This is a genomic window from Pseudomonas cremoricolorata, assembly GCF_000759535.1.
In the GTDB taxonomy this organism is placed as follows: Bacteria; Pseudomonadota; Gammaproteobacteria; order Pseudomonadales; family Pseudomonadaceae; genus Aquipseudomonas; species Aquipseudomonas cremoricolorata_A.
In genome coordinates this window covers 4,116,121-4,140,049 of record NZ_CP009455.1, presented here as the reverse complement: position 1 = coordinate 4,140,049, position 23,929 = coordinate 4,116,121, and the positions used below count along the sequence as shown (strand labels likewise).

General features: G+C 63.5%; 23 protein-coding genes. 9 read left to right on the top strand and 14 right to left on the bottom strand.

The window, feature by feature from the left end; genetic code table 11:
- Window positions 1-133: 133 nt before the first annotated feature.
- On the bottom strand, window positions 134-1,588 hold the full coding sequence (locus tag LK03_RS18790) for a methylenetetrahydrofolate reductase C-terminal domain-containing protein (protein WP_038414002.1): 1,455 nt from the start codon (window positions 1,586-1,588) through the stop codon (window positions 134-136).
- Between the two features lie 320 nt (window positions 1,589-1,908).
- Between LK03_RS18790 and LK03_RS18785 the strand changes: the two genes are divergently transcribed.
- The gene (locus LK03_RS18785; RefSeq protein WP_038414001.1) at window positions 1,909-2,163 is read left to right on the top strand and encodes a DUF1652 domain-containing protein; all 255 of its coding nucleotides are present in this window, start codon (window positions 1,909-1,911) and stop codon (window positions 2,161-2,163) included.
- Between the two features lie 106 nt (window positions 2,164-2,269).
- On the opposite strand, the gene LK03_RS18780 is transcribed toward LK03_RS18785, so the two are convergent.
- The 3 genes from LK03_RS18780 to LK03_RS18770 form a co-directional block, all read right to left on the bottom strand.
- Window positions 2,270-4,786 (bottom strand): excinuclease ABC subunit UvrA, encoded by a 2,517-nt coding sequence (locus LK03_RS18780; RefSeq protein ID WP_038414000.1) that lies wholly within the window; start codon window positions 4,784-4,786, stop codon window positions 2,270-2,272.
- 47 nt (window positions 4,787-4,833) lie between these two features.
- A complete protein-coding gene (locus tag LK03_RS18775) occupies window positions 4,834-5,379 on the bottom strand; it encodes a WYL domain-containing protein (protein ID WP_038413999.1) in 546 nt (181 codons plus the stop codon).
- A gap of 112 nt (window positions 5,380-5,491) precedes the next feature.
- On the bottom strand, window positions 5,492-7,618 hold the full coding sequence (locus tag LK03_RS18770) for a TonB-dependent siderophore receptor (RefSeq protein WP_038413998.1): 2,127 nt from the start codon (window positions 7,616-7,618) through the stop codon (window positions 5,492-5,494).
- 257 nt (window positions 7,619-7,875) lie between these two features.
- Here LK03_RS18770 and LK03_RS18765 point away from each other — a divergent pair, with 257 nt between their 5' ends.
- Window positions 7,876-9,078: a sugar transporter gene (locus tag LK03_RS18765; protein WP_028693590.1), complete on the top strand. Its 1,203-nt coding sequence runs from the start codon at window positions 7,876-7,878 to the stop codon at window positions 9,076-9,078.
- Between the two features lie 9 nt (window positions 9,079-9,087).
- Here the strand turns inward: LK03_RS18765 and LK03_RS18760 are convergent, their stop codons facing one another.
- The 3 genes from LK03_RS18760 to LK03_RS18750 form a co-directional block, all read right to left on the bottom strand.
- Window positions 9,088-9,669, bottom strand: coding sequence for a LysE family translocator (locus LK03_RS18760; protein WP_038413997.1), 582 nt, complete (start codon window positions 9,667-9,669; stop codon window positions 9,088-9,090).
- A gap of 50 nt (window positions 9,670-9,719) precedes the next feature.
- Window positions 9,720-10,550: an AraC family transcriptional regulator gene (locus tag LK03_RS18755; RefSeq protein WP_038413996.1), complete on the bottom strand. Its 831-nt coding sequence runs from the start codon at window positions 10,548-10,550 to the stop codon at window positions 9,720-9,722.
- A gap of 73 nt (window positions 10,551-10,623) precedes the next feature.
- On the bottom strand, window positions 10,624-11,583 hold the full coding sequence (locus tag LK03_RS18750) for a LysR substrate-binding domain-containing protein (RefSeq protein WP_028693587.1): 960 nt from the start codon (window positions 11,581-11,583) through the stop codon (window positions 10,624-10,626).
- A 146-nt stretch (window positions 11,584-11,729) separates the two neighbouring features.
- On the opposite strand from LK03_RS18750, the gene LK03_RS18745 reads away from it, so the two are divergent.
- Window positions 11,730-13,106 carry an L-serine ammonia-lyase gene (locus LK03_RS18745; protein ID WP_038413995.1) on the top strand — a complete coding sequence of 459 codons (1,377 nt, stop codon included), beginning with the start codon at window positions 11,730-11,732 and terminating at the stop codon, window positions 13,104-13,106.
- A 66-nt stretch (window positions 13,107-13,172) separates the two neighbouring features.
- On the opposite strand, the gene LK03_RS18740 is transcribed toward LK03_RS18745, so the two are convergent.
- The 7 genes from LK03_RS18740 to LK03_RS18705 all read right to left on the bottom strand — a co-directional run bounded on the left by LK03_RS18740 (window position 13,173) and on the right by LK03_RS18705 (window position 20,914).
- On the bottom strand, window positions 13,173-14,054 hold the full coding sequence (locus LK03_RS18740; RefSeq protein ID WP_049870564.1) for an SDR family NAD(P)-dependent oxidoreductase: 882 nt from the start codon (window positions 14,052-14,054) through the stop codon (window positions 13,173-13,175).
- Between the two features lie 84 nt (window positions 14,055-14,138).
- On the bottom strand, window positions 14,139-15,050 hold the full coding sequence (locus tag LK03_RS18735) for a LysR family transcriptional regulator (RefSeq protein WP_038413994.1): 912 nt from the start codon (window positions 15,048-15,050) through the stop codon (window positions 14,139-14,141).
- 74 nt (window positions 15,051-15,124) lie between these two features.
- The gene (locus tag LK03_RS18730) at window positions 15,125-16,711 is read right to left on the bottom strand and encodes an ABC-F family ATPase (RefSeq protein ID WP_038413993.1); all 1,587 of its coding nucleotides are present in this window, start codon (window positions 16,709-16,711) and stop codon (window positions 15,125-15,127) included.
- A gap of 371 nt (window positions 16,712-17,082) precedes the next feature.
- Window positions 17,083-18,228 carry a GGDEF domain-containing protein gene (locus LK03_RS21645; protein WP_049870563.1) on the bottom strand — a complete coding sequence of 382 codons (1,146 nt, stop codon included), beginning with the start codon at window positions 18,226-18,228 and terminating at the stop codon, window positions 17,083-17,085.
- Window positions 18,229-18,599: 371 nt separating this feature from the next.
- Entirely contained in the window at window positions 18,600-19,205 is a 606-nt protein-coding gene (locus tag LK03_RS18715) for a DJ-1/PfpI family protein (RefSeq protein ID WP_038413992.1), read from the bottom strand.
- A gap of 111 nt (window positions 19,206-19,316) precedes the next feature.
- Complete coding sequence (locus LK03_RS18710; RefSeq protein WP_038413991.1) at window positions 19,317-20,057, bottom strand: hypothetical protein; 741 nt, start codon at window positions 20,055-20,057, stop codon at window positions 19,317-19,319.
- A 206-nt stretch (window positions 20,058-20,263) separates the two neighbouring features.
- Window positions 20,264-20,914, bottom strand: coding sequence for an alpha/beta fold hydrolase (locus LK03_RS18705; RefSeq protein ID WP_049870562.1), 651 nt, complete (start codon window positions 20,912-20,914; stop codon window positions 20,264-20,266).
- Between the two features lie 136 nt (window positions 20,915-21,050).
- Between LK03_RS18705 and trbK the strand changes: the two genes are divergently transcribed.
- The 6 genes from trbK to LK03_RS18680 all read left to right on the top strand — a co-directional run bounded on the left by trbK (window position 21,051) and on the right by LK03_RS18680 (window position 23,915).
- On the top strand, window positions 21,051-21,272 hold the full coding sequence (gene trbK, locus LK03_RS18700; protein ID WP_038413990.1) for an entry exclusion lipoprotein TrbK: 222 nt from the start codon (window positions 21,051-21,053) through the stop codon (window positions 21,270-21,272).
- 103 nt (window positions 21,273-21,375) lie between these two features.
- Complete coding sequence (locus LK03_RS22250; protein ID WP_156109550.1) at window positions 21,376-21,546, top strand: hypothetical protein; 171 nt, start codon at window positions 21,376-21,378, stop codon at window positions 21,544-21,546.
- Window positions 21,543-22,070: a hypothetical protein gene (locus LK03_RS18695; protein WP_156109549.1), complete on the top strand. Its 528-nt coding sequence runs from the start codon at window positions 21,543-21,545 to the stop codon at window positions 22,068-22,070. The genes LK03_RS22250 and LK03_RS18695 overlap by 4 nt, the downstream gene beginning before the upstream one ends.
- 57 nt (window positions 22,071-22,127) lie before the next feature.
- Complete coding sequence (locus LK03_RS18690) at window positions 22,128-23,063, top strand: DMT family transporter (RefSeq protein ID WP_049870561.1); 936 nt, start codon at window positions 22,128-22,130, stop codon at window positions 23,061-23,063.
- A 25-nt stretch (window positions 23,064-23,088) separates the two neighbouring features.
- Window positions 23,089-23,646: a nucleotidyltransferase family protein gene (locus tag LK03_RS18685; protein WP_240478624.1), complete on the top strand. Its 558-nt coding sequence runs from the start codon at window positions 23,089-23,091 to the stop codon at window positions 23,644-23,646.
- A gap of 89 nt (window positions 23,647-23,735) precedes the next feature.
- Window positions 23,736-23,915: a hypothetical protein gene (locus LK03_RS18680; RefSeq protein WP_038413987.1), complete on the top strand. Its 180-nt coding sequence runs from the start codon at window positions 23,736-23,738 to the stop codon at window positions 23,913-23,915.
- The last annotated feature ends 14 nt before the right edge of the window (window positions 23,916-23,929 follow it).

Below are 23,929 nucleotides of genomic sequence, written 5' to 3'. Positions count from 1 at the left end.
CTTGGACATTGGCCGCTTGGCCAGGGTTGCACACTGCAGGCGGTATACAAGGTTTTTTTACCCTGCCAGGGCGCCGCGCAGTATGCCTGAACCGGAAGGTGGGCGTAGTGTGCTGTGAGCTTCTTCGCCAGGGCTAGCGAGGCTCGCCGGGACGATTGGCGTCGAACCATTGCGGCCACGAACTGCGATGTCGAGTTTCAACGTTCACGCAGTCGATCAACGCCTGACTGGCCAGTGCTGCCTGTGGGTCGGCCTTGGCGGTACGGTAGCGCACGCTGTGGATGCACTCGCGGTCGCCGAACTCGCAACGGTTCAGTTGCGTACCGCCACAGGGTCCGTTGGCCAGGCCTTTGGGGCAGGTCTCGGGGCAGATGTACACGGTCTGTTCCAGGCGGCAGCTGCCGCAGGTGTCGCAACCGACCAGCGGGCGCTTGGCACGGCGCTCCAGCCAGTGCAGCCAGCGCGCCCCGCGTCGGCCTTGCCAGAACGGGCGGCGTACGGCCCAGGCGAAACCGCGACCCAGTGGGGTGCTGGCGCTGAACAGTTGATGGTGCAAACCGCCAAGCAGCTTGACCCGCGCAGCCTCGCGCCACGAGGGCTGCACGTGTGACTGGCCTTGGCGCCAGTTGGCCTGCTCGGGGTGGAACGTCACCGGCGCACACCCTGGCATGTGCCAGGCTTCATTCCAGGCGGTCTGCCAAGCTGCCGGCGTGCGGATTTGAGCCTGGCACGCCTGCACCGCAGCCTCCAGCGCGTCCATCTGCTGCGCCTCATGCAGGCCAGACAAATGCACCCCGGCATAGCCCAGCCGTTGCAGCTCGACGATCTGCAAGGCCAGGCGGCCTACACTGCGGGCCTGGGCGAAGGCCTTGGACACCGCCGCCTCGGCCTCGAGCATCGCCAGCATCGATGCCGACACCGTAACCCCGGCAACCTGTCCAAGCATCTTCGCCCGGCCCACAGTCAGCGCCAGCAGGCAGGCGATCAGCGGCCGCGGCTGTGGCTGGCGCTGCATCCAATCCAGCGCCTCGACGTGCTTGTCCATGTCGAAGCCCAGCTGCAAATCAAGAAAGTCCGCCCCGGCCTTGAGCTTCTTGGCCGCTTTGAAGTACTGCGCGCCGCCTTCTTCCTCACGGTACTTGAACGGGTTGAGCGCTGCACCGAGCAGCCAGTCGGGGCGGGCCTGGCGGATGATGCCAAGCGCGGCCACCGATTCCAGATAGCGCACCGGGCGCTGCCCTGGCACATGGCCGTGCAGGCGGTCGCCGGTGAGTACCAGCATCTGCGCAAGGCCCGCTGCGTCCATGCGTTGCAACTGCGCCAGCAGCTCGCTGCGCTCGCGGTCCTTGCCGGAAAAGTGCAGCAGGGCCGGCACTGGCTCGGGCAGGCAATCGTAGGCATCGAGGGGCGACAGATCCAGCGCACTGCCGACCCGGTCGCCGATCGACACGGTCAGGGGCCAGCCACAGAAACCACCGCGCGCCATCATCGCCGCCACCTGCGCGAAGCGCTGCGCGGACGGCTTGGGTACGAACTCCAGAATGCACACGAACTGGCCTTGCTGCAGGGCGTTCTTGAGGACGGTCATGACTCGGCTTACCTGAGCGTAAAGATGCGCCCAGTGTGCCGGATTGCCCGCTGTGGCGTTGTCTGTCCGCGCAGGCGGTGTGGCTGAATCCGACATGCTGTACAGCGCTTTGAGCGCGGGGCAGTACAGTCGGCGCAGTGATCTGCGGTGCAGTGGCAGACCACCGGTCGCATGTCGCTGCTGGCCGACCGAACGGTCGTCCCCAGGCGCGGTTCTGGATGTATGGTGCAAGAGGTTGCCTGCCTTGTTTCCAGGCCCGAGCACCTGCCTGTGTTCGTGCCCGCCGCGAGCAGCCCACTTGCTACCCAGAGGGTCGTGACATGTCCATGATCGGCGTTTCAATGCTTGAAATGCGCCAGATGATCGAACAGGCCTGCCTGCCTGATCGCTGCGAGGTTTCCTGCCCGGATGGCGTCTGCCTGACCATTCGCCTTGGCCACGGTGAAAGCCTGGAGTCCTGCATCCTGCTGACCGGTGTGCCCCTCGACAGCCTCAACAGTTGCCGTGACGTGGTGGGGCTGGTGGGTCAGTTGCGCCAGGAGCAGCGGCGCCAGGGGTTGCGCCGGTACGCGTGATTCCTGCGTGGGCCATTCGCGGCTCAAGCCGCTCCTGCAGGGCTTGTAGCGGCTTGAGCCGCGAATGGCCATGTCATATCTACGAAAACGAGCAACCACCCCGCATTCAGCCCAACTGCTCGGCAATGAACCGCGCCGTTCGACTGGCCTTGCAGCCTGCCACCTGGCGCGGCGTGCCGCTGGCCACCACTGTGCCGCCCGCGTTGCCGGCACCGGGCCCAATGTCGATCACCCAGTCGCTCTGCGCCACCACGCGCATATCGTGTTCCACCACCAATACGCTGTGCCCGCCATCGACCAGGCGCTGCAATTGCAGCAACAGTCGGTCGATGTCGTGGGGATGCAGGCCGTTGGTGGGTTCGTCCAGTACATACAGGCTGGCGCCGCGCGCCTGACGTTGCAGCTCGGTGGCCAGCTTGATGCGCTGCGCCTCACCGCCCGACAGTTCGGTGGCCGGCTGGCCCAGGCGCAGGTAGCCCAGGCCGATGTCGTGCAGCACGCGCAGGCTGCGGGCGACGGCCGGTTGTTCGGCGAACACCTCCAGGGCCTGCTCGACGGTCAGTCGCAGCACGTCGGCAATGCTCAGGCCCTGCCAGGTCACCGCCAGGGTCTGGGCGTTGTAGCGCGCGCCGTGGCAGGCCGGGCAGGGCGCGTAGACGCTGGGCATGAACAGTAACTCGACACTGACGAAGCCTTCCCCCTCGCACTCGCTGCAGCGGCCTTTGGCAACGTTGAAGGAAAAGCGCCCGGCATCGAAGCCCAGCGCCTTGGCCTGCTCGGTGGCGGCGAACAGCTTGCGCACGTGGTCGAACAGCCCGGTATAGGTGGCAAGATTCGATCGTGGCGTGCGGCCGATGGGCTTCTGGTCGACGTTCACCAGCCGCTTGATGTGTTCCATACCGCCACTGATTCGACCTTCACTGCGGATCAGCGCGTCATCTTCCAGGCTCTGCGCTTGGTCTTCTGCCGGGCCATGGCCCAACTGCGCACCGACCAATTCAAGCAGCGCCTGGCTGACCAGGCTGGATTTGCCCGAGCCGCTGATGCCGGTGACCGCGGTAAAGCACGCCAACGGCACCGCAACGCTGAGCTCGACCAGATTGTTACGGGTGATGCCCTCGAGCTGCAACCAGTGCCGAGGCTTGCGGGGCATACGCGGTGGCGCCGGATCGCGATCGAACAGGAAGGGCCGGGTGCGTGATTCGGCAACCTCGGCCAGCCCCGGCGGTGGCCCGCTGTAGAGAATCCGCCCGCCACCTTCCCCTGCGACCGGACCGACATCCACCAGCCAGTCGGCGCGCTGCATGATCGCCAGATCGTGCTCGACCACGAACACCGAGTTGCCTGACTGCCTGAGCCGCTCCAGCGCGCCGTACAGCGCTTCGCTGTCGGCCGGGTGCAGGCCGGCAGAGGGCTCGTCGAGTACGTAGATGACCCCGAACAACTGCGAGTTGAGCTGGGTCGCCAGACGCAGGCGTTGCAGCTCGCCGGAGGACAGGCTCGGGGTGCTGCGCTCCAGCGCCAGATAGCCCAGGCCGAGGTCGAGCAGGGCGTGCAGGCGCTCGAGCAATTCTGCGGCGATGCGCTGGGCGGCCAGGCGTTTTTCCACCGACAGCTCATCGCTGTGCGCGCCTGTGCCGCTGGCCACCGGACGCAGCAGCGCGGCCAGTTCATCCAGGCTCAGACGCGACAGTTCGGCGATGTCCAGCCCGGCGAAGGTCACGCTCAGGGCCTCTTGCTTGAGGCGTTTGCCGGCACACACCGGGCAGTCGCTGGGCAGCATGAACTGGCCGACGCGCTTGCGCATCTGCGCGCTTTGCGAGTGCATGAAGGTGTGCAGCACATAGCGCCTGGCGCCACTGAAGGTGCCCTGATAACTGGGTTCGAGCTTGCGCTTGAGCGCCTCGCGGGTCTGCGCGGGTGTGAGGCCAGCGTACACCGGTACGGTGGGTGTCTCGTCGGTGAACAGGATCCAGTCGCGCTGCTGAGGCGGCAGGTCGCGCCACGGCACGTCCACGTCATAGCCCAGGGTCACCAGAATGTCGCGCAGGTTCTGCCCTTGCCAGGCCGGTGGCCAGGCGGCGATGGCGCGCTGGCGGATGCTCAGCGACGGGTCCGGCACCAGGCTCGCCTCGTTGACCTCGTACACCCGCCCAAGGCCATGGCAGTGGCTGCACGCGCCCTGCGGGGTATTGGCGGAAAAATCCTCGGCGTAGAGCATGGCCTGCCCGGCCGGGTAGTGCCCGGCACGGGAATAGAGCATGCGAATCGAGCTGGACAAGGTGGTCACGCTGCCGACCGACGAGCGTGCGCTGGGGGTACCGCGCTGCTGTTGCAGCGCCACGGCCGGCGGCAGGCCTTCGATGGCGTCAACGTCCGGGACCCCGACCTGATCGATCAGCCGCCGCGCATAGGGCGCCACCGACTCGAAGTAGCGGCGCTGGGCTTCGGCATACACGGTCGAGAACGCCAGCGACGACTTGCCCGAGCCGGAGACACCGGTAAACACCACCAGCGCGTCACGCGGGATATCGACATCGACGTTCTGTAAATTGTGCTCGCGGGCACCGCGCACCTTGACGAAACCGGAAGGGTTGAACGAAGCGCTGGGCGTGCGGGGCATGGGGCAGGGTCCTGGTTGCAGTTCGATCCAGCTAGGACCGCCTGGGCTCAGGGGGCGTTCAGCGCCGTCGCCTGTTGCAGACGCTCGAGCATCGCCGCGCGCAGGGCATGCGGGCGCTTGACCCGCACTCTGCCAGCGTGGGCCAGCAGCCAGGCCAGCAACGCTTTGTCATCGCGCACGCTGGCCGCGACATGGCCGCCACCGTGTTCATCGCGGCGCATCTGCATGTCGCTGGAAAGGGGCGATTGCAGCAGGTGTTCGGCCAGATCGGCGTCGACCCACAGGTACAGGTCAAGCATCGCGGCGGCTGCATCGACGGTGCTGTCGGCCCAGGGCTCGGGGTCGAGCGGGTAAAGATCGAGTTCAGGCAACAAGTACCAGCCGAACGGCGTGCCCTGGTCGTTGCAGCGCAGGGGAAACAGCGCCGACAGCTCATTGAGGTCGCGCTCGATGGTGCGCTTGCTGGTGCTGTGGCCGGCTTCGCTCAGCGCCCGGTGCAGGTGCGTGGACGTGGTGCCGGGGTGTTGCGAAGGCAGCAGCTTGAGCAGTTGCCACTGGCGGGCGATGGTGTGGCGGGTGGAATGGCTGGGCAAGGTCAGGTCCGGTAGTGGCACAAAGCTATGATTGCAGCATAGCGTGCCACACCGGCGCCGCCAAGCGCCGCACGGCAGCCATTGCGGCGTGCCGTTGCGGGCAAAGGAGCGATCAGAAAGTGTACGACACTCCGGCCTGGACGGTGCGCGGCGCGCCTGGATAGGCATAGGTGAGGAACGACCCCTCGTCGTAGCCCTTGTTAAACACGTTTTTCAGGTCGAGGTTCAGGCGCACGTGCTCGTTGACCTTGTAGAAGCTCAGCAGGTCGACCACGCTGTAGCGCTCCATGGTGTAGGTCACCGCTTCGGTGGCCGCGTTGCGGTCGTCGACGTACTTGAAGCCGACGCCAAGGCCCAGGCCTTTGGCGAAGCCGTCCTGGAATTCGTAGGTGTTGAGCAGGCTCAGGGTATTGCGCGGGATGTTCGCCAGGCGGGTGCCGGTCGGCACGCGGTTGTCCTTGGTCACTTCGGCGTCGACGTAGGAATAGCCACCGATCACGCGCCACTCGGGGGTGATGTTGCCTGCCACGTTCAGGTCCAGACCGCGGCTGCGTACCTCGCCGGCTGCCACACTGAAGTTGGCGTTGACCGGGTCGAGCGTCAGCACGTTTTCTTTCTCGATGTGGTAAATCGCCGCATCGACGCTGAGCTGGCGGTCCAGCGCTTCCCATTTCAGCCCCAGTTCATACGACTTGCCTTTTTCCGGGTCGAACCCGCCACCGCCGAACGCAGCGCCGGTATTGGGCTTGAACGAGCGCGCGGTGTTGGCGTACACGGCCAGGGTGTCGGTGAGGTCGTAGATCACGCCCAGGCGCGGGGTGACGCTGTTTTCGCCCTTGTCGAAGGTGCGGCTGGCCAGCACGTAGTCTTCGTTTTGGTTTTCGAAGCGCTCGAAGCGCAGGCCGCCGAGAACCTTGAGGCGTTCGGTGAGCGCCACCTGGTCCTGGATGAAGAAGGCCCAGGTCTTGAGGTTGGACTTGTCGTGGGTCGGGGTGCGGGTCAGGGCCGGGCGCGGCTGGCCGAGCACCGGGTCGTAGATGTCGATCGGATACTGATCGGCGCCGCCGGCCGAGCGCATGATGATCGACTTGTAGTCGTAGTCTTCGTACTCAACACCGGTCAGCAGGGTGTGGGAGACGTTGCCGGTGTCGAAGTGGCCGGTCAGGTTGAGCTGGTAGTCGCGGTCGGTCCATTCCAGCTTGCGGTAGTTGAAGTTGCGCCCCAGGGTGCGGTTGTCCGCTTGCAGACCGTTGGCCTCGACCGCATTGCCCTTGAGGCTGCCGTCGAGCCACTGCATGCCGCCGCCCAGGGTCCAGTTGTCGTTGAGGCTGTGCTCGAAGCGCACCTGGGCCATGTCGTTGTCGTTGTGCAGCAGGTTGTCGCTGCCTTTTTCCCACAGGTAGGTGTCGCGCGAGGCGCCGGCGGTCTGCGTGGTATAGCGGGTCAGGCCGCGGTCCAGCGGGTGGTTGTTGCGCATGAAGTCGCCTTCGAAGACCACCTTGGTGGTTTCGTTGATCTGCCAGCTGATCACTGGCGCGACGTCGTAGCGTTCGGTCTCGACGTCATCACGGAAGCTGTCGCCGCCTTCGCCGAGAATGTTCAGACGGTAGGCCAGGCTGCCGTCCTGATTGAGCGGGCCGGTAGCGTCGAGGGTGCCGCGGTGCATGCCGTAGTCATCGAACTGCGTGCCCACGGTGACCTTGGATTCGGCCTGGGGCTGCTTGCTGACCACGTTGAAGGTGCCGCCAGGGTCGCCGCGGCCGTACAGGCTGGTGGCCGGGCCGCGCAGCACTTCCAGGCGCTCGATGGTGTTGGCGTCGGGAGCGTTGGGGTAGCCGCGGTTGATCGGAAAACCGTTGCGGTAGAACTCGCCGGTGGTGAAGCCGCGCACGGTGAAGGTGGTCAGGCCCTGACCGCCGAAGTTGTTCGCCCGACCGACGCCGCCGGCGTAGTCCAGGGCGTCCTGCAGGCGCGTGGCGCCGGTGTCCTCGACCACGTCCCTGGGCACCACGCTGACCGACTGCGGGGTTTCGTGCAGGGCCGTGTCGGTGCGCGTGGCGCTGGCCGAGCGCGAGGCCTTGTAGCCCACCACCGGGCCGTCGGCACGCTCGAACTCGCCGTCGGCGCTGATGTTCACGGCATCGAGCTGAATGTTGCCGACCTCGAGCGGCGGTTGCGCCGCCCATACTAGGGTGGGCGCGGCGTGAAGCAGGCACAGCGAGACGAACGAGCGACGCATCGAGATCAAGTCCTGAAATGAGATGTAAGGCTTTGTAAATGCGGCGCGATAGTATCTGGTAAATATTCGTATTCACAATGGTTTTTGGTGTGCCAGATAACCGTGCCTTGCCAATGACGCCAACGGGCGAGCGTGGTTGTGAGCCGCCGCACAGCCGCGTACCATGCACGGCACTCCTTCCAATAACAATCTTCGTGCCGGCGCCCCCAAGGGCGGATGGCGTCTAGCCCATTGTCTCGCGGAGCCGATTTTCGCCCATGCACGGTCCCATCCCCCTCACCACGCCAGCGCCCGCCGGCGGCGGCAGCTGGCTGAGCGTCATCGCCCTGGCCCTGGCGGCGTTCATCTTCAACACCACCGAGTTCGTGCCGGTGGCGCTGCTCAGCGACATCGGCGCCAGCTTCAGCATGACCCCGGCGCAGGTTGGCCTGATGCTCACGGTCTATGCCTGGGTGGTGGCGCTGACCTCGCTGCCGATGATGCTGCTGACCCGTAACGTCGAGCGCCGCAAGCTATTGCTGTGCGTGTTTCTGGTGTTCACCGTCAGCCATGTGCTGTCGTGGATGGCGCAGAGCTTTGCCATGCTGCTGCTCAGCCGTATCGGCATCGCCCTGGCCCACGCGGTGTTCTGGGCCATCACCGCATCGCTCGCGGTGCGCGTGGCGCCGCCTGGGCAGCAGGCCAAGGCGCTGGGCTTGCTGGCCACCGGCACCACCCTGGCCATGGTTCTGGGCATTCCGCTTGGGCGGGTTGTGGGCGAAGCGCTGGGCTGGCGGGTAACGTTCCTGAGCATCGCCGGCGTGGCCCTGGCGACCATGCTCTGTCTGATGAAGTCGCTGCCGCTGCTGCCGAGTCAGAACTCCGGCTCGCTGCGCAGCCTGCCGATTCTGTTCCGCCGCCCGGCGCTGGTGATTACCTATGCCTTGGTGACCCTGGTGATCACTGCGCAATTCACCGCCTACAGCTACATCGAGCCCTTTGCCCTGCACGTTGCGCAGATCGGCGGTGAGCGCACCACGCTGCTGCTGTTGCTGTTCGGCGGCGCCGGGGTGATCGGCTCGGTGTTGTTCAGCCGTTACAGCGAGCGTTTCCCGCAGGGGTTCCTGCTCGGCTCGATCGCTAGCCTGGCGCTGTGCCTGCTGTTGCTGCTGCCGCTGTCCGGGCATTTCTATGTGCTGTCGGCGCTGAGCATGCTGTGGGGCATCGCCATCCTCAGCTTCAGCCTGGCCTTGCAGTCCAAGACCCTCAAGCTTGCCAGCGATGCCACCGATGTGGCGATGGCGCTGTTTTCCGGCATCTACAACATCGGCATCGGTGGCGGCGCGCTGCTCGGCAGTATCGTCAGCAGCCAGCTGGGCGTGGCCAACATTGGCCTGGTCGGGGGCAGCGTGGCGTTGCTCGGCCTGCTGCTGGCGCTGCTCGGCACCCGGCGCTTTGCACAGGCCCAGGCACCGCACTGACGGTTTGGCCTACAGCAGGGTCAGCCAGGCCGAGGCCAGCAACAGCCCGGCCAGGCTGCGGTTGAACAGGCGCCGCGCCCCGGGCGCCTGCAGCCAGCGCGCACTGCTGGCGCCAAGCCAGGCCCAGGCCGCCATGCTCGGCAGGGCCACCAGCAAGAACACCAGTGCCAATTGCCAGACCGGCAGAGTCGGTGTGGCGAACACGCTAATCACTGCCACCGCCATCCACCACACTTTCGGGTTGAGCAGTTGCAGCGCCGCCGCGCTGCCTGGGCCAAAGGGCTTGCCCTGGGTTGCCTCAAGCGGCGCACTCGCACTGCGCAGTAAGCCCAGCGCCAGCCAGCTCAACCAGGCCACGCCCAGCCAGCTCATCGCCCGCTGCACCTGCGGTTGGCCGAGCAGCCAGTCCCCCAGGCCCAGGCCGACCACCCAGACGATCGCCGCAGCCGCCAGGCACGCGGCCAGCACCGGCAGCACGCTGGCGCGCCAGCCACGTCGGGCGGCGTGGGCGAGGATCAACAGGTTGGTCGGGCCGGGGCTGATACTGGCGGCCAGGGCGAACAGGGTGAAGGGCAAGAGGGTGGGGTACATGGGCGAGGCTCCGGACGGTGAAGTCATCATCCTCGCCGCCCGCTGTGCGCTCAGTCTGGAAGGTATGTGCAGCGCTTGCGGTAGTCAGCCGGGGTCAGCCGGTAGGCGCGGCGGAACCAGCGGCCCAGGTGGCTCTGGTCGGCAAAGCCAAGGCGGGCAGCGACCGCTGCCGGGGTCTGCCCGCGACTGAGCAACTGCCGCGCCTGGGTCAGACGCAGTTGAATCAGATAGGCATGCGGTGCCAGGCCATAGGCGGCCTTGAAGGCGCGGGTCAGGCGGTAGCGGTCGGTGTTGCAGGCGGCGGCCAGTTGCTCCAGGCCGATATCTTCGGCCACATGGGCATGCAGGTACTCGCGGGCGCGTTGCGCGGTCAGCGGCAGGCGCGGGTCAATCGCCAGGCGCTGGCGCCAGTGCAGGTGGCGCGTGAGGGCGCACAGCAGATCGTCGCTGGCGGTCTCGCGGACGATGCGCAGTTCCTTGCCATGCACGGCGTGGAAGGCCCGCACGGTAGCCGCGGCCAGTTGCGGGTCTGCGTTCAGGGTGTCGGCAAAACCGGGCAGTGCCTGTTGCGGGGCGTGTTCGAACAGCGCGCGCAGTTCGCGCTCCAGCCACTGCGGTGGCAGGTGCAGCATCGAATAGGTGAAGCCATCTGCGCTAGGCGCGTGGCCATCGTGCAACTCGCCGGGTTCGAGCAGAAACACCTGTCCCGGCGTGCTCTGGTGGCGCCTGCGCCGGCAGTTGAACTGTTGCACGCCTTGCTCGGTGACGCCGACCAGAAAGCTGTCGTGCCAGTGCGGGTCGTAGGCATGGCCGACGAAATGCGCGCGCAGCGACTCGATACCGGTGTCGGCGTCCTGCTGCAGGTCGATCCAGTTGCTCACGCGCGCCTCCGCTGCCGGGCAAAGGGCTCAGGGTAATGGCTGGCAGGCGTGAGGGTCTGGAACATCTGTGCAGTCATCCCAACGGTTTGCTCTCATCCAGTGCCAGCGGGTGCAGGGCGCGGAAACTCTGCGCTTCTTCCACCAGCCAGTCGTGCACGGCACGTGCCCCGGGTTGCAGCAGGCCGGCTTGGGAATACAACAGCACGTAGCGCTTGTGGTTGGCGATCGGCACGCCGAACGGCACGATCAGCGCGCCACGCTCCAGTTCGTCGTTGAGCAACGTGCGCCGGGCAATCGCCACGCCGACTCCGGCGATGGCCGCCTCGATGCTCAGGTGGTTGCGGTTGAAGGTGTGGCCGCGGCGCACGTCCAGACCGTCGGCGCCGATGCCGCGCAGGTAGAACTCCCACTCGGCGTATTCCGAACTGCCGCGCCAGGCGGTGATGTCGTGCAGCAACGGGTAGTGGATCAGATCAGCCGGGCCATGCAGCGGTGGCCGCCCGCGCAGCAGCGCCGGCGAGCAGACTGGGAAGATCTGCTCATCGAGCAGCGGTGTCGAGAGCATGCCGGGGTAGCTGCCATCATTGAGGTCGATGGCCAGGTCGAACTCGCTTTCATCCAGCGCCTGGCTGCTGTCCTCGGCCACCAGGCGCAGTTCGATGTCCGGGTAGCGCTGCTGAAAGCGGGGCAGGCGCGGCGTCAGCCACTTGGCCAGGAACGAGGGGATCGAGCGCAGGCGCAAGGTGCCGCGGATTTCACCTGCATCCAGGCGCAGCAGTTCCGCTTCGATGCTGGCGTAGGCATCGCTGACCGTCTGCGCCAGCCGCTGGCCTTCAGCCGTCAGCTCGACGCCACGCGCGCGGCGCAGGAACAGGCGAAAGCCCAGGCGCTCTTCGAGCTGACGCATCTGCTGGCTGACCGCGCCGGGGGTGATATGCAGCTCTTCGGCGCAGCGGGTGAACGACAAATGCCGCGCGGCGCAGGCGAAGACGTGTAGCCAGACATACACCTGCCCGTTCAGTTGCCCCTTCATGGTTTAGTCCTGCTAAAGGCTTGCTTAGGAATTTTCGTTGGTCATTGTAGGCAATGAGGACGACGATAGTCTCCAACAGCTTCACCCATTCATTTTTCGGAGGGGCGGTGCAGCGGCCCGGTGCCGTGAAACCGCCAGGTATTAGCATGGCTATCAGTGTTTTTGATCTCTTCAAGATTGGCATCGGCCCCTCCAGCTCCCACACTGTCGGGCCCATGCGCGCCGCCGCCACCTTCGCCCAGACCTTGCGCACCGCCGGTGTGCTGGAGCAGGTCAGCCGCGTCGAAGTGCGCCTGTATGGCTCGTTGTCGGCCACAGGCGTTGGCCACGCCACCGACCGTGCCTGCCTGCTCGGGCTGATGGGCCAGTGGCCTGATCAGATCGACCCGCACAGCATCGAGCCGCGCATCGCCCAACTGCTCAAGGAGCAGTGCCTGATTCTCGATGGCCGTCAGCCGGTGCACTTCGAGTACCAACGCGACATGCTGCTGCTCGACGAAGACCTGCCGTACCACCCCAACGCCATGTCGCTGGAAGCCTGGAACGGCGAGCAAAGCCTGCTCAAGCAAACCTATTATTCGGTCGGTGGCGGCTTCATCATCGAAGAAAGCGAAATCGACGCCCCGGCCAGTGACGCCGGGCAGGTCAACCTGCCGTATGAGTTTTCCTCCGGGGCCGAACTGCTGGCACTGTGCAAGCGCTATAACCTGAGCGTCAGCCAATTGATGATGGCCAACGAGCGCGCCTGGCGCTGCGACGAGGAAATTCGCTCCGGCCTGCTGAAAATCTGGGCTGCCATGCAGCAGTGCGTGGAAAACGGCCTGCGCAACGAAGGCACTTTGCCGGGTGGTCTGAACGTCAAGCGCCGCGCCGCCAAACTGCACCGCAGCCTGCAGGAACTGGGCAAACCCAATGTGATTGGCTCGACCCTGAGCGCCATGGAGTGGGTCAACCTGTTCGCCCTGGCGGTCAACGAGGAAAACGCCGCCGGCGGACGCATGGTCACCGCACCGACCAACGGCGCGGCCGGCATCATCCCCGCGGTGCTGCACTACTACATGAAGTTCAACCCGCAGGTGTCCGACGACGATGTGGTGAACTTCCTCCTCGCCGCCGCAGCGGTGGGCATTCTGTGCAAGAAGAACGCTTCGATCTCGGGCGCCGAAGTGGGCTGCCAGGGGGAAGTTGGCTCGGCCTGCTCGATGGCCGCCGCGGGCCTGGCCGATATTCTCGGCGCCACTCCCGAACAAGTGGAAAACGCCGCTGAGATCGCCCTCGAGCACAACCTCGGCCTGACCTGCGACCCGGTCGGCGGTCTGGTGCAGGTGCCATGCATCGAGCGCAACGCCATCGCCGCCGTCAAGGCCATCAACGCCGTGCAGATGGCCCTGCGCGGTGACGGTGAGCACTTCATCTCCCTCGACCGGGTGATCCGCACCATGCGCGATACTGGCGCCGACATGCACGCCAACTACAAGGAAACCTCGCGGGGTGGGCTGGCGGTGGCGTTCGTCGAGTGTTGAGAGGATCAGATGCGTGCACATAGCCAAGCATGCCGGGCGGCAGCGTGTGCGCACCTTCCGGCTTCGTCAGCCAGCGGCAACGTCCTTGATCCGTGACCAATCGCGAGCCACCTCCTCGACGCTGCTACAGGCGACCCGAGCCAGATCCCTGGGGTAGTTCACCCCTGGGTTTTCATCGAACCGGGTGGCTGTGAACTGGCCGTTGCTGGCGCGCAGAATCACTCCGCTGTCATGGCACAGGTGGCTTGCCAAATACAGCACGCCGGGCGCGACCCACTCAGGCTTCAAGTCCTGCGGGGGATGCTCGATGCCCCACATGCGCGTCTTGGCCACCGGTGAGATGGCATTGACCAGAATGCCGTGGGGCGCACCTTCCACACTCAACGCGTTCATGATGCCCACTTGCGCCATCTTGCCCGCCGCGTAGGCCGCCAGTCCCGGCTGCCCATAGCACTGATACAGGGCGCGGTCCGAGGTGGTCAGCACGATTCGTGGCGCCGGGGCGCGGCGCAGGTACGGCCAGGCCTGCTTGCTCAGCCAGATCGGCGCGCGCAGGTTGATGCCGATCGCTCGTTCGAGGAAGGCTTCGTCCTGCTGCTCGATGGGCTGATAACCGACCCAGCCGGCGTTATGAATGACAACGTCCAGCGCGCCGAACTGCGCAATCGCCAGCTCCACCAGTGCCCGGCAGCCGGGTTCGTCGTCGAGCGCGCCGCTGTGGGTGATGAGTCGGCCATTGGCGTTGGGGGCCAGCCGGGCGATCTCGGCGATCCGTTGCGGGTCGCTCCCTGCGCCTGAGCGATCGGTGCCCAGATCGCTGGCGACGACCCTGGCGCCGCGTTCGAGCAATGCCTGTACATAACACAGGCCCAACCCCTGCGCGGCCCCGGTGACGATGGCGACCTTGCCGTCGAACAGTTGCTTGTCTGCATCAGGTAGAGGATTCATCGTGGGTCTCCATGAAGGGTCGATTCACGATGATGGGCAGGATGAGTTAATCCGTAAAATATCTTATTCGTTACCGATTAAGACCTATGAAGTATCGATCGACAGACCTTCACGTAGTCGCTCGATCAACTGGTCGCGAATCACGCTGGGCGTTTGCTCTCGCCAGGCCATCAACAAAGGCACGTGGCGCAACTGCTCAGAAGTGTTTACCTCAATCGCCCTGAACACCACGTCGTCGCGCGTTGCATCCATCATCGAGGCGGGCAGTAGCGCGACGCCAAATTCACCGGCCACCAGCGCCACCAGCGTCTGCAGGTGCCGCGCCTGCTGCACGATGCGCGGCGCGAAGCCTGCAGCGTGGCACAGTTGCACGATCTGGTCGTGAAAGCCTTGGCCCAGATGCCTTGGCGAAGCGACGAAGTCATCGTCTGCCAGCGCGGCCAGGGGCACAGGATCAGTGGTCGCCAAGCGATGCGAGGCGGGCAGGGCGAGGATGATTGGCTCTTCCAGCAGGGTAATCCAGCGCAGACCCGGCGCCGTCCGACCGGGCGGTCGCATGAAGGCAAGGTCGGCGCGGCCGTGTTCCAGCGCATCGACCTGCTCCTGGGTGGTGGCTTCTTGCATCGTCAGCGCGACCGCCGGATAGTCGCTGCGAAAGTGCCTGAGCACCTGCAACAGTTGCCGGTAGGGCGCGAGATTGATGAAGGTCAGGGTCAGATGCCCCTCCATGCCCTGGGCGACCCGGCGCGTGTGCTCGACGCCCTGATCGAGGGTTTCCAGCACCGTTCTGGCCCATTGCAGGAACACCGTGCCGGCCGGTGTCAGCACAACGCTGCGACTGTTGCGTTCGAACAACGGCGCGCCGATGTCCTGCTCCAGTCGACGAATCGCCTGGCTCAGCGGCGGCTGCGCCATGTGCAAGCGCTGCGCGGCGCGGTTGAAATGCAGCTCCTCGGCGACGGCGATGAATTGCTGCAACAGGCGAGTTTCAATCAAAGGCGTGGCTCCTTGCACGGGTCGCCAGCAAAAAAAATGGCGCCGAAGCGCCATTTTGCAGTACTGGGCGAGGCTTACACCACCACACCCTGGCTGCGCAGGTAGTCGTCGTAGGTGCCGCTGAAGTCGACGACGCCATCAGGCGTCAACTCCAGGATGCGGGTGGCCAGCGAGGACACGAACTCGCGGTCGTGGCTGACGAACAGCAGCGTGCCTGGGTAGTTTTCCAGCGCCAGGTTCAGCGCCTCGATCGACTCCATGTCCAGGTGGTTGGTCGGCTCGTCCATCACCAGCACGTTGGGCTTTTGCAGGATCAGCTTGCCGAACAACATGCGGCCTTGCTCACCACCAGAGATCACCTTGACCGACTTGAGGATCTCGTCGTTGGAGAACAGCATGCGCCCCAGGGTGCCGCGAATTACCTGCTCGCCGCTGGTCCACTGACCCATCCAGTCGAACAGGCTGACGTCGTCTTCGAACTCGTGGGCGTGGTCTTGGGCGTAGTAGCCGACCTCGGCGCTGTCGGTCCATTTCACGACGCCGGCGTCCGGTTGCAGCTCGCCGACCAGGGTGCGCAGCAGCGTGGTCTTGCCAATACCGTTGGGGCCGATGATCGCCACGCGCTCGCCGGCTTCGACGGTGAAGCTGAAGTCCTTGAACAGCGCTTTGTCGTCGAACGATTTGGCCATTTTTTCGATGGTCACCGCCTGACGGTGAAGCTTCTTGGTCTGCTCGAAACGAATGAACGGGCTGACCCGGCTCGAGGGCTTGACCTCGGCCAGCTGGATCTTGTCGATCTGCTTGGCACGCGAGGTGGCCTGCTTGGCCTTCGAGGCGTTGGCCGAGAAGCGGCTGACGAAGGTTTGCAGCTCGGCGATCTGGGCTTTCTTCTTGGCGTTGTCCGACAGCAACTGCTCGCGCGCCTGGGTGGCGGCCATCATGTACTCGTCGTAGTTGCCCGGGAACAGGCGCAGCTCGCCGTAGTCCAGGTCAGCCATGTGCGTGCAGACGCTGTTGAGGAAGTGCCGGTCGTGGGAAATGATCACCATGGTGCTGTTACGCGCGGTGAGAATCGTCTCCAGCCAGCGGATGGTGTTGATGTCCAGGTGGTTGGTCGGCTCGTCGAGCAGCAGCACATCCGGGTCCGAGAACAGCGCCTGCGCCAGCAGCACCCGCAGCTTCCAGCCCGGCGCCACTTCGCTCATCGGCCCGAAATGCTGTTCCAGCGGAATGCCCAGGCCCAGCAGCAGCTCACCGGCACGGGACTCGGCAGTGTAGCCGTCCATTTCCGCGAACTCGGTTTCCAGCTCGGCGACGGCCATGCCATCGTCTTCGGTCATTTCCGGCAGCGAATAGATGCGATCACGCTCAGCCTTGACCTGCCACAGCTGGCCATGACCCATGATCACCGTGTCGATGACCGAGTACTGCTCATAGGCGAACTGATCCTGGCGCAGCTTACCCAGACGGGTATTGGGCTCGAGCATGACCTGGCCGCCAGTGGGCTCCAGATCACCGCCGAGGATTTTCATGAAGGTGGACTTGCCACAACCGTTGGCGCCGATCAGGCCGTAACGGTTGCCGTTGTTGAATTTGACCGAGACGTTTTCGAACAGCGGCTTGGAGCCGAATTGCATGGTGATGTTGGCGGTAGAGATCAAGTGCTTGTCCTGCGGGGATTCCAGAGGTGTATTGGTTCCCTCTTGTCAGTGATGGGCCTGTCTGGCCGATCCGACGCGGGGCGATCGCTTCTCCAGCTCCCTCCAGTCCGAGGAGGAGCTGATCCATTTCGCGTGGGTAGAGGGCGACATCTCGACGCGGTGCCCGATCTGGCTGGCGATGGGCGTCAGGCTCATTGCGCAGGGCAGAGACAGGATGGCGTAGGTGTGGCGGGTGTCGTACTGGCGACGCTCACGGATGTTCGGCGCGCTGGGCACCGATTTGAAGGGGCGATTGTAACACTTGCCTCGTTGATCTACAGCCCACCATTGCGTGGCCGCAAGACGAAAGGGCTGGTCGAAGCGGACGCTGGTTACGTCAAACGCAGGGTCTGTTCTTTTTCAGAACAGGCTGTACCAGTGCAGGGCGCAAAAACCACACAATCGCGGCCCGACGCCTTGGCCTGATACATGGCAAGGTCTGCGCGTTTGAGGGCATGAACGAACGGCTCGTCGCGGCCACGAATGGCAACACCGATGCTCAGGGTAAACGCTATGACCGTATCTGTATGCTGAATCGGCGCAGTGCGCGCCGAGGTGCGGATGCGTTCTGCCAGTTCGACGATCTGCTGTTGGCTGGTGATATCGGCGATGATCAGAAACTCTTCCCCACCCATTCTCACCAGGTGCTCGGTGGGGCGCATGATGGGATAGGTGCGCGCCACCAGTTCCCGCAGCACTTCATCGCCCGCATCGTGACCATGCTGATCGTTGATGCGTTTGAAGTTATCGATATCGATGAGAATCAGCCCGGGGGCTGGGGACGCTTGCGTGATGACGGCCCTTAGCCCGGCGCGGTTAAGCGCGCCGGTCAATGGGTCGCGGCGCGAGGCCTTGATCAGATGCTGCAAGTCCCGTTGGCCTACCATGGCAATCACCGCCATGGTGAAGACGATCGACATGACATGATCGGTGAGGATGAACAGGGCTCCGCTCGCTTCATCGTTCGCAGGTGCGCCGGTGGAAAAGCTCGTGGCCAGGATGGAGACGATGATGAGGATGACGGCGTAGGCCGATATCGAACGCTGGTCGAACCAGCACTCGCGTCCACGTAACACGTAGACGACCTGGCCGGTCGAAATGGCGCAGTACAAGGCGACGGTAATATTGTTGGTCACCGCTTCGCTGCTACCGAGGCCGTTGGCGAGCAGGCAGGCGATCAACGGCAGTGAGGGTAAGGCGACCAGCCACAGTGGCAGGACGCGGACGTTATCGAAGGCGCGGTATCCGGCCCAGAACATGATATTGGCCACTTGCAACGCAGCGTAACCCAGGCCCAATCCAAGTACACCGGTGGGCAAGTAGGGAAACCACGAAGCTGTCAGGCCATACAGTAAGCTGCCCATGCCCCAGAGGGCGAAACAGCGATCACGTGGGCGGCTGGCCCAGATTGCGAAGCACATCGCACCGCAGGTCAGGTTCACCAAGGCATCGGTAAGATGAAGCGTCGTAAGGTCCATCGGGCGTTCCTCATATGTAATGACCCGGCATGTTTCGTGTCTGCCGCTCGCAAGATGGGTGAGGAAACACAAAGAGGTGCTATGCAGGGACGGCGCTTGTCAGTGCTGTCGCTGTGATCGATCGCGGTATTTTTGAGACTTTCTGCTGCTGGCATCGTGCCATTAATTGTACGGCTGTTGAAATGTCTCATGGCGGGGAGAAGCGCAGATTGCTGTGCGCGACGACTCGGGAAGCAAATCAGACGATGCCGATGGACGTTTCAAACCAGCGGCGCGCCAGCGAGCTGCTCGCGATCGGCTAGGGGCATCAATATCGCAATCAGTCGAGGGTTGGCCGCCAGCGCGGCCAGTGATCGTCTCGCCTGCTGGATTTATGGGTTCTGCGTCCAGTCGAAGTCCATCTGTCTGGCGGTGCGCTCTGCCAGCGTGCGGCTGTGCAGGCGCTCGACCAAATGCAGGCTCATGTCGATGCCGGCCGAGATGCCGGCCGAGGTGAGCAGAGCGCCTTGATCGACCCAGCGCACGCCGCTCACCACCTCCAGCGCCGGAAACATCGCTTTCAGCTCGTCGATGTCTTCCCAGTGAGTGGTCACACGCAGTCCATCGAGCGTGCCAGCCTTGGCCAGCAGAAACGCACCTGTGCACACTGAGGCCACGGTGGAGGTGAGGGTGGTTTGGCGACCGATCCAGTCGATGACATCCGGCTTGCCCAGCTCTGCCGTGACCACACCGCCTGGCACGATCAGGCAATCGAGGGATGGGTGGCTGCGGATGTCGTGGTCGGGGTCGATCTTTAGTCCCGCACGGGCTTTGACCGGGGCGGTGGTGCGGCCAATGGTCAAGACATCGAACGGTGGCGGCGCTCCCGTCGCGCTGCGTTGCTGCATGCGCGTTGCGGTGGTGAACACCTCATAGGGTCCGGCGAAGTCCAGGACTTCGACGTCATCGAACACATAGATTCCAACGGTCAGGGACATCGATGAGTCTCCAATGCTATGCGCTGAGCACTCTGCCCAGATAGTCCAGTCGAACTGCGACACTGTCGGCACTGCCCTGATGGCGTCATCAGGGCGTACCGGAATCAGGGCCTAGAGCTTCGGCTTGTTGTCCTTGGCCTTTTCATCCGACAATTGCTGTTCTTGCGCGGCCTTGGCTTGCGCTTCTTCACCGGTGATCTGGTCGTACATGGCCTTGTAGTCGGTGATCGACAGCTTGTACATCGAGATCATGTTGGCGTCCATGCCGGAGAAATGCGCCTCGATTCGTTTGCCGCATTCGGCTCTGAATTGGTGCGGGTAGCGGATGGTCATGCCGTTGAAGCCGGTTGTGTTGCCATTACCCATGATGCCTGGGCAGGGGCCTTGGGGGGTGTTTCCGAAGTACTGTTTGCCACTGCGATCGTACATCCAGAAATAATGCGTGCCTGACAGCGGAACGATCGTGGAGGGTTTGCCGAATTTTTCCACCAGCGCAGCTTCAAGGGTTTGCTTGTTGATTCGTTCGCCGTCTGGCAAACGTTGCACGCGGGAGGCGAACCAGATTTTCTCGGACTTGTCGGTCAACGCGAGAAATTCATCGCTGGGGCCGCCGTCATCCGACAGGCCCAGCCCGGGCATGTGCACTTCAGTGACCGCCTTGACCCCGACTTCACGCATGCCTTCGCCCAACAGCGGCGAGATGATGTAGTCCTCATTGGCAGTCGTGACGGCTTGCTTGGCTTGCGCCAGAGAGGCACCCAGCGAGACACCGGCGATATCCTCGCCAGCCATTACAGCCATGCTCGACAGTGCAGCGAATGTGGCGATCAACGCCGAAGAACGGAAAGACATGAACAGCTCCTTGCACACTACGCCTCATCCATGGCGAGGCGTACCGATCAATTAGTGGGTATTTGCCCGGCGCCATCCTAGCACGGTGCTGGTGTGTACATGCGCGTGCGAAGTTGCTTGGCTGGATAAATACACGGCCACTAGGCCGTGCCAGTTGGGTTCTTTCAGCGTACCGCGAAGCCGTGAGTGCAGGCGCCAGGTGTTTATCACGGATTTGTCAGTCGTGGTGCTGGATGTGCAGTACGCGCACAATCGCCAAGATGCTCATCGATCAACTTCGCAACTGCAGCTGCGTGGCGCAGTCCGAGGTCGTGTCCTGCTTGCGGGAATACGTGCAGACGCGCGTCAGGTAACAGTTGCGCAAGTTGCTCACCGACCGCCACCGGACTGATCGGGTCGGCACCACCCCACAGCAGCAGTACCGGCAGTTGCAGTTGATGCAGGCGTTCGCTGAGGTCGGTGCGATCGTCGAGGAACCAGCGCGGCACATCCGGTTGTTCGGCTTCGAGCTCCGTGCGCCAGTCCGCGGCGCCGAACCCAGACAGGTCCAGACCGCCTGAGGTGACCGACAGAATCAGATGCGTCACTAGCTCTGGGCGGCTCAGCGCGATGTGCACTGCGACCACGCCGCCCATCGACTGCGCGATCAGTGCGACGGGGCCTTCGAGCTGCGCGATAACCCCTTGAGCGAGGTCTTCCAAGCACGTGATGTCCGGGTTGGCGGGAGTCTGGCCGAAGCCGGGCCAGCCCAGGTGTTGCCGGGCGATGGGCGTGTTCAGATGGTCAGCGACCGGTTCCCAGAAATGGGTATTGCCAGAAGCACCGGGAAGAAAAACGATCTTTTCAGGTGACGTCATCACGGCTCTGTCCTTGAGTCAGAAAGGCAAATGACCGGCGTGGGCGCTACGCCGACCGCGCGAAAACAACAGCCTATTTTGCAACGGCCACCCGCTGTTTGCTATAACGGGCGCCCAACTTTCAAGGAATGATTCCATGTTTGGCAAAACACTGACGGCTTTCTGCGCAACGCTGTTCTCGGCAACACTGTTGACCGCATGCGGTGAATCCATCGACAAAACCGCCTATGAAGCGAACGATCAGAACTGCACGCCCGATCATATCAAGTCACTGCCGGACAGCCCGGATCGGGAAGGGCTGATGGAGAAGTGCATGACCCGCGGTTCCTATCAGAAGTCCGATGCCAAGACTTGGTAGATTTCAAACCGGTATCAGGGCTCAGGCCAACCCGATGAACTTGGATTGCGCGATGTCGAAGACTGTTCGATATAACGCCTAGCCATTGGCAGCAAGGAACTTCATGAAACGCACTGTACTCGGCGCACTGCTAGTGGCCGTCACCGCGCTGTCACTCAGCGGGTGTTTCGAATCCGAGGACGACGAAAAGGCCCAGGCGCAGGAGGCGTCAAGCGACAACCTGTGGAACATCACGCCATCGGATGAAAGCAAGGATAAAGGCTTCACGCCGTGATCCCCCAACGCCGCCCTGGCCAGGCGGCGTTCAAGATTCGATTCCACTCCCGCAAGGATTTACAGGTGATAAAAGTACTACTGGCTGGCGTTGTACTGCTGGCATTACAAGGCTGCGCGCAAATGGGGCCTTATTCGAACGTCAAGCCCGAACAACTCGCTGATACCTCCAGCTACACCGTTCTGGAAACCGAAACCTACGCCGGGCAACCCAACCGTCGCTGGGCAGACATGCAGCCGAACCTGGACATCATCCGCATCAATGACAAGAAGGTGGGCGACATTCCCTTCGCCACCTACTACTACAAGAATGGCTCTCCGCAGCGCGCCATGCTCGAACCTGGGCATTACACCGTCCAGCTCAAATACAACGTACCGGGCAGCTACTTGATGGCAGACTTCGAGTTCGATGCAGAGCCTGGGCAGAAGATCATGGCTCGCACCCGTTACATCGGGCTCAACAGACTGATCGTCTGGCTCGAAGACGCCAAGACCGAAAAAGTGATCGGCAAACGCGTTCAATAGCGGCGTAACGCTGATGAGCGACTAAGCTGCAAGCCTTGCCCGGCAGGAACCCAGCCAATGAATGATCACCCTCTGACAGACCCCCATACTGCTCTTGACGATCAGGCCATGCAGGGGGTCGCGCTGATCACCCTGGCGGTGTTCCTGCTGGCGATGGCCGATGCCTCGGTCAAGTATTTCAGCCTGCGCATGCCGCTTTGGCAGTTGTTTCTCGGCGTCTCGTTCATCTCGGTGCCGACGCTTGGCGCCTGGCTGTTCCGGCAGGTTCGGGCTCGGCGCATTCGCATTCGTTCCCTGCGCTGGGCTGCTTTGCGCAGTGTGCTGTTGCTGGTGATGTGGATCACCTACTACGCTGCGTTGCCGCTGATTCCGCTGTCGGTGGCAGCAGTGGCGATCTATACCGCGCCGCTGTTCATCGCACTGTTCGCCGCCTGGTGGGGCAACGAGCGCCTGTCGCCGTTCGGTTGGCTGGCGGTCGTGCTCGGCTTTGCCGGGGTGGTCATCGTGCTCGAACCAGGCTCCCTCGGCTTTTCGCTCGCCGCATTGCTACCAGTGGTGGCGGCGATCTTCTATGCCATGGCCATGGTCGTCACCCGGCGCCACTGTCGCGGTGAACATCCCGTGGTTCTGGCGTTTGCCTTGAATGTGGTATTCCTCCTTGCGTCCTGCGGCGGGGCAGTGGCTTCGCAGGTATTCACCCAAGCCGCCGCCAATGTGCCGTTTCTGCTGGCGACCTGGCAGCCGCTTGGCGTGCATGAGGCCCTCTTCATTACCGCCTACGCGTTGGTACTGGTCATGATCAACATCTCCACCGCCCGGGCCTACCAGCTGGCGCCCGCTGCATTGGTGGGCACGTTCGACTACGCCTACCTGATCTTCGCCTGCTTCTGGGGCTATTGGTTGTTCGATGAGGTGCCCACTGCCCATACCTGGGTCGGCATGCTGCTGATCCTGCTGGCCGGGTTGCTGGTGGCACGCAGGCCGTCGCGATGAGCGCGGGGTGTGAGCGCGAATCAGCGTGCAATCGATCATCCGCAACGACCCGCTGCGCTGGCGATTGCTCGGCGTGGTGAACGCTCTGCAGTTACCCGACTGCTGGATCGGCGCAGGTTTCGTGCGCAATGCGGTGTGGGATCACCTGCATGGCCGTACGTCATCGCCTATCGTTACCGATGTCGATGTCATCTGGTTCGATGCCGATGCGTGCAGTGCCGAGACCGATCGAGCGCTTGAGCGCACACTTCAGGCGATAGAGCCAGGCGTGAAATGGTCGGTGAAGAATCAGGCGCGGATGCACTTGAATAATGGCGATGCTGCGTATCTGAACGTCAACGATGCCATGGGACATTGGCCGGAGACCGCTACCGCAGTGGCGGTAAGACGAAGCGAGGAGGACCACTGCGAGGTGGCAGCGCCCTTTGCTTTGGATGATTTGTTTGAGTTGAAGATCAGGCCCGCGGGGGACTTCGCTGCAGCGAAGGCAACGATTTTTCAACAGCGGTTGAATGACAAAGGCTGGTTAATCACTTGGCCGTTGCTTACAGTCTGCGCACAAGACTCAAGCGGATGCTGCTGATGTTCGTCATCGGCAACGCCGTCATTCATTGGTTTTAGCGCGCAGCCGTTGAGTGCTGTGGCCCGATCCCCGGTTCAGGAGGAACTGCAATGCGTCAGGACACCCGCAAGCCGTTTTACATGGCGGCTTCACCGTTATTGATTCTGGGCGCGTCATTCGCTGCGGTTGGGGCGTCCGGGCAATCGACGTTCGGCTATCTGGCCGTTGGATTTCTATTGCCGGGGCTGGTGCTGCTGTTGGTGGCATTCAAGCAGCGCGGCAAGCGTTAAGCCTGCAGTCGATT

Bases quoted from the DNA above. Each gene is read 5' to 3' on its own strand.
- trbK (WP_038413990.1), top strand. From the start codon at position 21,051: ATGTTTGGCAAAACACTGACGGCTTTCTGCGCAACGCTGTTCTCGGCA.
- LK03_RS18770 (WP_038413998.1), bottom strand. From the start codon at position 7,618: ATGCGTCGCTCGTTCGTCTCGCTGTGCCTGCTTCACGCCGCGCCCACC.
- LK03_RS18690 (WP_049870561.1), top strand. From the start codon at position 22,128: ATGAATGATCACCCTCTGACAGACCCCCATACTGCTCTTGACGATCAG.
- LK03_RS18760 (WP_038413997.1), bottom strand. From the start codon at position 9,669: ATGTACCCCACCCTCTTGCCCTTCACCCTGTTCGCCCTGGCCGCCAGT.
- LK03_RS18790 (WP_038414002.1), bottom strand. From the start codon at position 1,588: ATGACCGTCCTCAAGAACGCCCTGCAGCAAGGCCAGTTCGTGTGCATT.
- LK03_RS22250 (WP_156109550.1), top strand. From the start codon at position 21,376: ATGAAACGCACTGTACTCGGCGCACTGCTAGTGGCCGTCACCGCGCTG.
- LK03_RS18780 (WP_038414000.1), bottom strand. From the start codon at position 4,786: ATGCCCCGCACGCCCAGCGCTTCGTTCAACCCTTCCGGTTTCGTCAAG.
- LK03_RS18745 (WP_038413995.1), top strand. From the start codon at position 11,730: ATGGCTATCAGTGTTTTTGATCTCTTCAAGATTGGCATCGGCCCCTCC.
- LK03_RS21645 (WP_049870563.1), bottom strand. From the start codon at position 18,228: ATGGACCTTACGACGCTTCATCTTACCGATGCCTTGGTGAACCTGACC.
- LK03_RS18705 (WP_049870562.1), bottom strand. From the start codon at position 20,914: ATGACGTCACCTGAAAAGATCGTTTTTCTTCCCGGTGCTTCTGGCAAT.
- LK03_RS18765 (WP_028693590.1), top strand. From the start codon at position 7,876: ATGCACGGTCCCATCCCCCTCACCACGCCAGCGCCCGCCGGCGGCGGC.
- LK03_RS18750 (WP_028693587.1), bottom strand. From the start codon at position 11,583: ATGAAGGGGCAACTGAACGGGCAGGTGTATGTCTGGCTACACGTCTTC.
- LK03_RS18785 (WP_038414001.1), top strand. From the start codon at position 1,909: ATGTCCATGATCGGCGTTTCAATGCTTGAAATGCGCCAGATGATCGAA.
- LK03_RS18740 (WP_049870564.1), bottom strand. From the start codon at position 14,054: ATGAATCCTCTACCTGATGCAGACAAGCAACTGTTCGACGGCAAGGTC.
- LK03_RS18680 (WP_038413987.1), top strand. From the start codon at position 23,736: ATGCGTCAGGACACCCGCAAGCCGTTTTACATGGCGGCTTCACCGTTA.
- LK03_RS18710 (WP_038413991.1), bottom strand. From the start codon at position 20,057: ATGTCTTTCCGTTCTTCGGCGTTGATCGCCACATTCGCTGCACTGTCG.
- LK03_RS18715 (WP_038413992.1), bottom strand. From the start codon at position 19,205: ATGTCCCTGACCGTTGGAATCTATGTGTTCGATGACGTCGAAGTCCTG.